This is a genomic window from Rhodanobacter fulvus Jip2, assembly GCF_000264315.1.
GTDB classification, from domain to species: Bacteria; Pseudomonadota; Gammaproteobacteria; order Xanthomonadales; family Rhodanobacteraceae; genus Rhodanobacter; species Rhodanobacter fulvus.
This window is the reverse complement of record NZ_AJXU01000024.1, coordinates 1-7,098: the sequence shown is the minus strand read 5'-3', so window position 1 is coordinate 7,098 and position 7,098 is coordinate 1. Positions and strand designations below refer to the sequence as shown.

Annotated in this window: 5 protein-coding genes and 1 riboswitch; of the genes, 3 read left to right on the top strand and 2 right to left on the bottom strand. The window is 64.7% G+C overall.

Annotated features, from left to right (window positions below; all coding sequences use genetic code 11):
* Nucleotides 1-792: 792 nt before the first annotated feature.
* On the bottom strand, nucleotides 793-2,655 hold the full coding sequence (locus UU9_RS04685) for a TonB-dependent receptor domain-containing protein (RefSeq protein WP_007080571.1): 1,863 nt from the start codon (nucleotides 2,653-2,655) through the stop codon (nucleotides 793-795).
* A 139-nt stretch (nucleotides 2,656-2,794) separates the two neighbouring features.
* Nucleotides 2,795-3,018: riboswitch (cobalamin riboswitch) on the bottom strand.
* Nucleotides 3,019-3,098: 80 nt separating this feature from the next.
* Here UU9_RS04685 and UU9_RS04680 point away from each other — a divergent pair.
* The 3 genes from UU9_RS04680 to UU9_RS04670 are packed head-to-tail and all read left to right on the top strand — an operon-like array spanning nucleotide 3,099 to nucleotide 5,532.
* Nucleotides 3,099-3,764 (top strand): alpha/beta hydrolase, encoded by a 666-nt coding sequence (locus UU9_RS04680; protein WP_040670284.1) that lies wholly within the window; start codon nucleotides 3,099-3,101, stop codon nucleotides 3,762-3,764.
* Nucleotides 3,765-3,790: 26 nt separating this feature from the next.
* Nucleotides 3,791-4,828 carry a sensor histidine kinase gene (locus UU9_RS04675; protein ID WP_040670283.1) on the top strand — a complete coding sequence of 346 codons (1,038 nt, stop codon included), beginning with the start codon at nucleotides 3,791-3,793 and terminating at the stop codon, nucleotides 4,826-4,828.
* Nucleotides 4,825-5,532, top strand: a complete 708-nt coding sequence (locus UU9_RS04670) for a LytR/AlgR family response regulator transcription factor (protein ID WP_007080568.1) — start codon at nucleotides 4,825-4,827, stop codon at nucleotides 5,530-5,532. The genes UU9_RS04675 and UU9_RS04670 overlap by 4 nt, the downstream gene beginning before the upstream one ends.
* 159 nt (nucleotides 5,533-5,691) lie before the next feature.
* Here UU9_RS04670 and UU9_RS04665 read toward each other — a convergent pair.
* Nucleotides 5,692-7,098: hypothetical protein (locus UU9_RS04665; protein WP_007080567.1), on the bottom strand; the 1,407-nt coding region annotated here is incomplete at its 5' end.

Genomic DNA, 7,098 nt, shown 5'->3' with positions numbered 1-7,098 from the left:
GAGTCACTTTTCTCTTGCGTGGCCAAGAGAAAAGTAACCAAAAGAGAAGGCCACCCCGCTTGGCGCTTGCCGGGCATCCTGCCCGGCAAGTCCGTGAGTCGGGGTCGGGCTTTTCGACAGCACATCCATGTGCTGGCGAAAAGGCATCGGCATCCATGCCGATGCCCGCTGCGCGGCCTGTCGACCCCGACTCACCGCCGCACAGGGGCCCCGGGTAGAGCGACGGGCCATCCTGGCCCGTACTCGGGATGGAGCCAGGGCAAAAGCAAAAGCCGCTACCTCAACCGTTCTCCCTGAGCGTAGGCCAAAGGCCGAAGTCGAAGGGCCGCTCGACGTCACCCTTCGACTCCGCCGCTGCGCGGCTACGCTCAGGGCGACCGGAGGTGAGGAAAAAAACAGAAGACTCCACGCCGCGACGCTCTCGCAGCGGCAACGCCGCTGCGCACCGAGTGCGCGCCACGATGGCGCGCTGCTCTACCCGGGGCCCCTCTGAAGCGGCGGGCGGGCGAAGGAAAAGCCCGCAGGGTGGCCGGCAGGGATGCCGGCCAGTTTGGCGTCAGTCCATGGATGGACTGTCGACAAACCCCGTAGCCCGCACGCGGACCTTGCGGACAGGATGTCCGCAAGGCGCGTAAGCGGGGTGGCCTTTCTCTTTGGTTACTTTCTCTTTGGCCACGCAAAGAGAAAGTGACTCGAGCGCCACAGGCGATCGAAAGCTCTTGCTCTGGAGCCACATTCAAGAGCAAAGGCATCGCGACTGAAGTCGCTCCCACAGAGAGGGCGGGCGGGGTATCACCGCATCGCCGGGCTGTACCGCACCGTCAAGAAGAAACTCCGCCCCGGCTGGTTGTAGTACCAGACCGTTTCGTAGTCGCGGTCGAACGCGTTGGCCAGGCGGGCTTCCAGTTGCCAGTCGGGGGTGAAGTGGTAGCTGGCGCGCAGGTCGGTGGTGGTGTAGCCGGGGACGGCTTGCAGGTTGCCGGCGTCGGCGTAGCTGTGGCTGCGGGCGTTGAAAGTGGCGCCCAGGCCGAACGCGCCGAAGCCGCGGTCGATATCCAGTCGTGCGGTGCGTTGCGGGCGGCGCATCAGCAGCTTGCCGTCGTTCGGGCCGCCATCCTCGTTTCGCGGCTGCAGCCAGGTCAGGTAGCCCTGCACTTGCCAGCCGGCGAGGTCGACGCCCAGCTTGCCTTCCACGCCGCGGATGCGCGCCTTGCTGATGTTCAGCGGGAAGTAGCTGCTGTCCAGCGCGATCATCTGGTCGATGTGGGTCTGGTAGGCGTTGATGCCCCAGTTCCAGTGGGTCAGGCGCTGGTTGAGGCCGAGTTCGACGCTACGTGATTCTTCCGGCTTCAGGTCGGGGTTGCCACTGCCGTAGGGGTAGTACACATCGTTGAAGGTCGGCGCGTGGAAGGCGGTGCCGTAGCTGGCCGAGAGGCGCAGGCCGTGGTCGAAGCGGTAGCCCCAGGCGGCGGCGCCGGTGTTGTGGTTGCCGAACTGGCCGTTGTGGTCGCGGCGTGCCGAGAGCTGGATTTCCTGACGGCCGAAGCTGCCCTGGTATTGCGCGTAGCCGGCGCTGTTGGTGCGCTGGGTGTCGAGGTAGCCGGTGTCGCTGTCGACCCGCTCGCCCTGCCAGTCCAGGCCCACGGTCAGCAGCTGGTTGGGCGCCACGGTGATGTCGTTCTGCCAGCCGACCTGGTCGTGGCGTGAGCCGATGTAGCCGCGAAAATCCTGGTTCTTGTAGCTGTCGTAGCGGTCCAGGTTCTGGCCCGCGCTCAGCGTGGTTTTCCAGGCGTCGGTGGGGTTGATGCTGAAGCGCCCGCCGGCCACTTGCTGCAGGGTGCGGCTGCGGTTCTGGTAGCTGCCGTCGAACTCGACTTCGCCCAGGTTGCGTAGCCAGGTGCCGGTCAGTTCGGCGCCGTTGTCCCAGCGATAGCCGCCGCTGGCGGTGAGGTTCTTGTTGCGGTTGCCGTCGCGGTCGGGCTCGTCGATGTAGCAGGCGGTGAAGGCTTCGGCCGCGCCGATGCGGCAGCTGTTGATGCCGCGGGTGTACTGCGCGCCCACGCCGATGTTGTACCAGGCGTGCTCGTCGCCGCCGGACAAACCCACCTGCCCGCGCAACAGATTGTTGCTGCCGGTGGTGAGGCTGAAGGAGGGCTGCAGGCCGCCGCCGGGCTGGCCGTGGCGGGTGAATATCTGGATCACGCCGCCGATCGCATCGGCGCCGTAGAGGCTGGAGCGCGGGCCGCGCACCACTTCGATGTGGTCGATCTGTTCCACCGGGATCTGCTCGAACGCGGCCAGGCCCGCGGTGACCGAGCCCACCCGCACGCCATCGACCAGCAGCAGCACGTGGGTCGCATTGGTGCCGCGCATGAACAGCGACGTCTGCTGGCCCAGGCCACCCAGGTTGCCCATGCTCACGCCGGGCAGGCCGGTCAGCAGGTCGGTGACCGTCAGCGGCTGCAGCCGGTCAATGTCCTCGCGGTTGATCACGCTGACCGAGGCCAGCGATTCATCCACGGTAATCGCGGTACGCGTGGCGGTGACGATCACCGCATCCAGATCCTCCGTGCCGACGGGATCGGGCCGGCCCGCGTCGGCTTGCGCCGCCATCGATGCGGCCAGCAGCGCCGCGGCCAACAGGGTGCGTTTCATGTACGTGTGTTCCACAAGCATTTCTCCGCCGCGCGCCCGCGCACGGCTCCAGCGTCAATGAGCTGGTGGCGAAGAAGGAGGGGACGGAACAACGGGCAGGCGAACGCCGACACGACTGTTCGGCCTCGCCCACCGCGAGCCACCAGAAATCGTGCAGGCCGGTCTCCGGGCTCGCGAGTGGCAGGGGAAACCTGCCTCGATCAGCGCCTTCCCGTGCAAGCACAGTGGCATTCGCTGATCGACGATTCTCGCTTACCGTTGCGGGGGCAGCGCCGGCCTTGCGGTGATCAACACCACGCACCGGCTTCCCGTTTCATCCCTTCGGCGTGGGGCCGTCGGGACACCTGAACCGCGCCACTTTAGCCTTGCGCGGTGGTTTGGGCAACGAGCGGGTGCCGGGCGACTGCTACGATGCTGCCCGTCTTCCGCCGCCGATCGATGCCATGTCCCTGCTGCCCACCGTCGAACACGAAACCGCCGCCAACCCCACCCACAGCATCCTCTGGCTGCATGGCCTGGGCGCCGACGGCAACGACTTCGCGCCGATCGTGCCGGAGCTGGTGGCGAAGGAGTGGCCGGCGCTGCGCTTCGTGTTTCCGCATGCGCCGGTGCAGCCGGTGACGATCAACGGCGGGGTGCCGATGCGCGCCTGGTACGACATCCATGGTTTCGATGCGCGGGCGCCGCAGGACGAGGCGGGGATTCGAGTCTCCATCGCCGCCGTCGAGGCGCTGATCGCCCGCGAGAACGAACGCGGCGTGCCGGATGAAAACATCTTCCTGGTCGGCTTTTCGCAAGGCGGCGCGATCGCGCTGAGCGCGGGTCTGCGCCATCCGCGCGCGCTGGCCGGCATCGTGGCGCTGTCCACCTATGTGCCGATATCCAGCTTGCTGGCCGCCGAGCGCCACGCCGCCAACGCCGCCACGCCGATCTTCTGGGGCCATGGCAGCGCCGATCCGGTGGTGCTGTACCAGCGCGGCGTGGATTCGCGCGAGCTGCTGCAGTCGCTGGGTTACACGGTGGACTGGCACAGCTACCCGATGCCGCATTCGGTCTGCGCCCAGGAGATCGCCGACCTGCGCCAGTGGCTGGGCGCGCGGCTGGCCTGAACCGCGCGGTGCGGCATACTCGCCTGATGCGCGAACTGCCCGCCCGCCGCCTCGAGGCCAGCCCCTTGCCGGACTTCTGCCGGCTGCCGGCGGTGTTCGCCTGGTTCGTGGTGGGCGCGTTGACGGTTACGGTGATGTGGCTGGCGCCCGGGCAGACGCGCGGCTGGTCCGGCTACAGCGTGGCGGTGCTGTTCGTGAGCTGGCTGGCACTGGTGATCGCCGTAGTTCTCTGCAAATCGCGACCGTGGCTGCAACGCCTGCCGGGCCGCTGGCCGTACCTCGGCGCGTGGCTGCTGATCATGCTGATCGTGGTGGCCGCCAGCGCGGCCGTGCACTGGCTCGACGCTTCCCTGCAGATGCCATTCATCACCGCGTCGATGGGCGCCTTCGTGCGCGACAACGCCGTCATCACCGCGCTGCTGGGCGCCGCGATGCTGCGCTATTTCTACGTGCTGGCGCAGTGGCAGGCGCGGCTGGCCGCGGTCACGCGCGCGCAGGTAGGCGCGTTGCAGGCGCGCATCCGGCCGCACTTCCTGTTCAACAGCATGAACACCGTGGCGGCGCTGATCCGGGTCGACCCGGCCGCGGCCGAGCGCACCGTCGAAGACCTGTGCGAACTGTTCCGCGCCGCGCTGGGCCAGCACGACACCGACAACGGCACGCTGGGCGAGGAGCTGGCGCTGATCGAGCGCTACCTGGCCATCGAGCAATGGCGGTTGGCCGAGCGGCTGCGCGTGGTGCGCGAGCTGGATGACCTGCCGGCCGATTTCCCGCTACCGCGCCTGCTGCTGCAACCGCTGGTGGAGAACGCCGTACGCCACGGCATCCAGCCGCTGCGCGCGGGTGGCGAGGTGGTGTTGCGCGGTGCCCGCGAAGGCGAAGGCGTGATGGTCGAAATCGTCAATCCGCTGCCCACCACGCCACCGGAACCGGGCAACGGCCATGGCCTGGACAGCGTGCGCCAACGCATCGCCTACCACTATGGCCCGCGCGCCCGCTTCGAGGCCGGCCCGCGCGGCGATCAGTTCGTGGTGACCCTGCACCTGCCGGGGCCAGCGGCATGACCCGCGTATTGATCGTCGACGACGAACCGCTGGCACGCGCCCGCCTGGCCGCCTTGCTGGCCGAATGCGAAGGCTGCGAACTGGTCGGCAGCGTGGCCGACGGCGAAGCCGCGCTGGGCGTACTCGGCGAATTGCAGCCCGACGTGCTGCTGCTGGACATCAACATGCCCGCCCTCAGCGGCACCGTCCTGGCCGGCCGACTGGCCGGGCGGTCGCGGCCGTTGATCATCTTCTGCACCGCTTACGAAGCCCACGCGCTGCAAGCGTTCGAACTGGGCGCGGTCGACTACCTGCTCAAACCCGTCCGCCTCGACCGCCTGCGCGAAGCCCTGCAACGCGCCCAACGACGCCTGGCCGAACTGCCCCGCGATCGCACCACCTTCCTCCACGGCCGCCTGCGCGGCGCCCCCGTCCGCATCGCCCTGGACGAGGTGATCTGCCTGCTGGCCGAAGAAAAATACGTGGTGGTGCAACACCAGGGCGGCGAGCTGCTGATAGAGGAATCGTTGCGACAGCTGGAAGAAGCCTACCCCGACCAACTGCTGCGCCTGCACCGCAATTGCCTGGTGCCTCCGGCGCGGTTGCTGGGCCTGAAAATCCTCCCCGACGGCCGTGCGCTGGCAAACCTCGACGGCACCGAGCTCGCCCCTGAAGTGAGTCGCAGGAATCTGCCGGCGGTGCGGAAGTTGTTGCGGTTGGGGTGATGTATTGCGCGCGAGAGCAACGTGAATAGACGCAGTTGCGGCGGTGTTGTGAACGGCAGCAACCGACCCGAAGCGGCCGCTCGAAAGTGCACTCTGACCCGGGTTTTGCCCCCGGGTTTTGCCCGGGTTTTGCCGATCCCGTGAACGCTACACTGGACCCTATACAGGAGGATCGTCGCTAAGCAGGGGCGGAATCCTTGGTACAAGTTCGCGCCAAGCCACCATCATTTGATGATCCTGTTGACTGGAGTCGCCCGGTCGACTCGGCGTCATTGCCTCCAACTCTTCAATGAAGTTAACTGAGAAGTCGATGAGGTTAGAGGCGGGTTCGCACTCGATGAGTAAGCGTTGCATGAGATGGGTTGAAACGCCACAGGCCGGGTCGCCTCTATCGACCGAAGTGTTCGGGCGGCGTACCGTAAAGGCTACTTTCTCATCGTCCATGAATGTTGCAATTAATCCACGATCCGCGAATCGCTGCATAATTTCGTACGCGTCTACCGCAACAATGACATCTAGGCGGCCTTCAAGAAGGGCAATTAAGTCTGAAGCTCTCTCGATGGAGAGAGTAAATGGATAATAGGGCGCCCACGCCTCTGACTCAATTTGCTCGCTCCATATGCCGCAGCTTGGGTACTTGCCCATCTCCACTATTTTCAGGCGTTCTAAGTCACATCCGCGCCTGATAGCCAGATAAGTCACGCCACCCTCCGGACGAACTAGTTCCCAGCGCTTCCCTCGCGACTGATCGATGCAATGATTCAGATCCTCAAGATGTGCCGTCGCCATCGGCATCGCACGCCGCTCAACTCGTTCACATCCCCGGAAATTGCTGGCCTCATCGTCTGATAGGAAGGTTTTAAGAGACATCAAATTAAGAGCCTGGCGAACAGTGCGGCTATTCTGGTTTTCGCTTGTCTTCACCTCTCTTGGGAAGGGATCCGCGTTGACCATCACGCAGACGTCGCCATGTCTGAGTGTATTAGTAAGATCACACAGCACCGCAGGGATCCCTCGGTTACAGATAGTCTGCATAACACCAATTTCAAGCCGGCGACCTTCGTTGCCGGATAAAGCGCCCGCAGATTGCTTAGCCGAGTAGTCCTCGATCGAGTAGAACATGTGCTTAAGTGCATACTTATCGTGATAAATGAAGGGGATTGCGTCGCCGAAACAGCGCCAAACCCATAGGAGATGCTTCCCATGGTCAATCCCTAGGGCCAGCCTTTTCGCTTCCTTTTTTAGATAGTCTGAAATGTCTTTCGACGGTCTATTTTTCCGGAGCCCAAGGATGCGCAAGCGCTCCGCTTTGAGGATCCTCAAGCCCTTCTCTGTCCTGAGAATGTGGCTAGCCAGCTGATTCTGGAGCCGAAGGAGCAGTTCGATCCGTCCATATGGATCGGCCTTAACCTGATCGATAAGTACTTTTAGGTTCTTGAATGCCCTTCGGTTTCGCTTGATGCGAAACTGAGCCGCTTCTTTGGAAGCTCTCCTGAGAGAGCATTTTTGGTGCTGCGAAGCCATTGCGCTACCGATGTGGTGCTGAGTCGACGTCCCCCCGATTTT

Coding starts and splice junctions, on each gene's coding strand:
- UU9_RS04685 (WP_007080571.1), bottom strand. CDS start 2,655: ATGAAACGCACCCTGTTGGCCGCGGCGCTGCTGGCCGCATCGATGGCG.
- UU9_RS04680 (WP_040670284.1), top strand. CDS start 3,099: ATGTCCCTGCTGCCCACCGTCGAACACGAAACCGCCGCCAACCCCACC.
- UU9_RS04675 (WP_040670283.1), top strand. CDS start 3,791: ATGCGCGAACTGCCCGCCCGCCGCCTCGAGGCCAGCCCCTTGCCGGAC.
- UU9_RS04670 (WP_007080568.1), top strand. CDS start 4,825: ATGACCCGCGTATTGATCGTCGACGACGAACCGCTGGCACGCGCCCGC.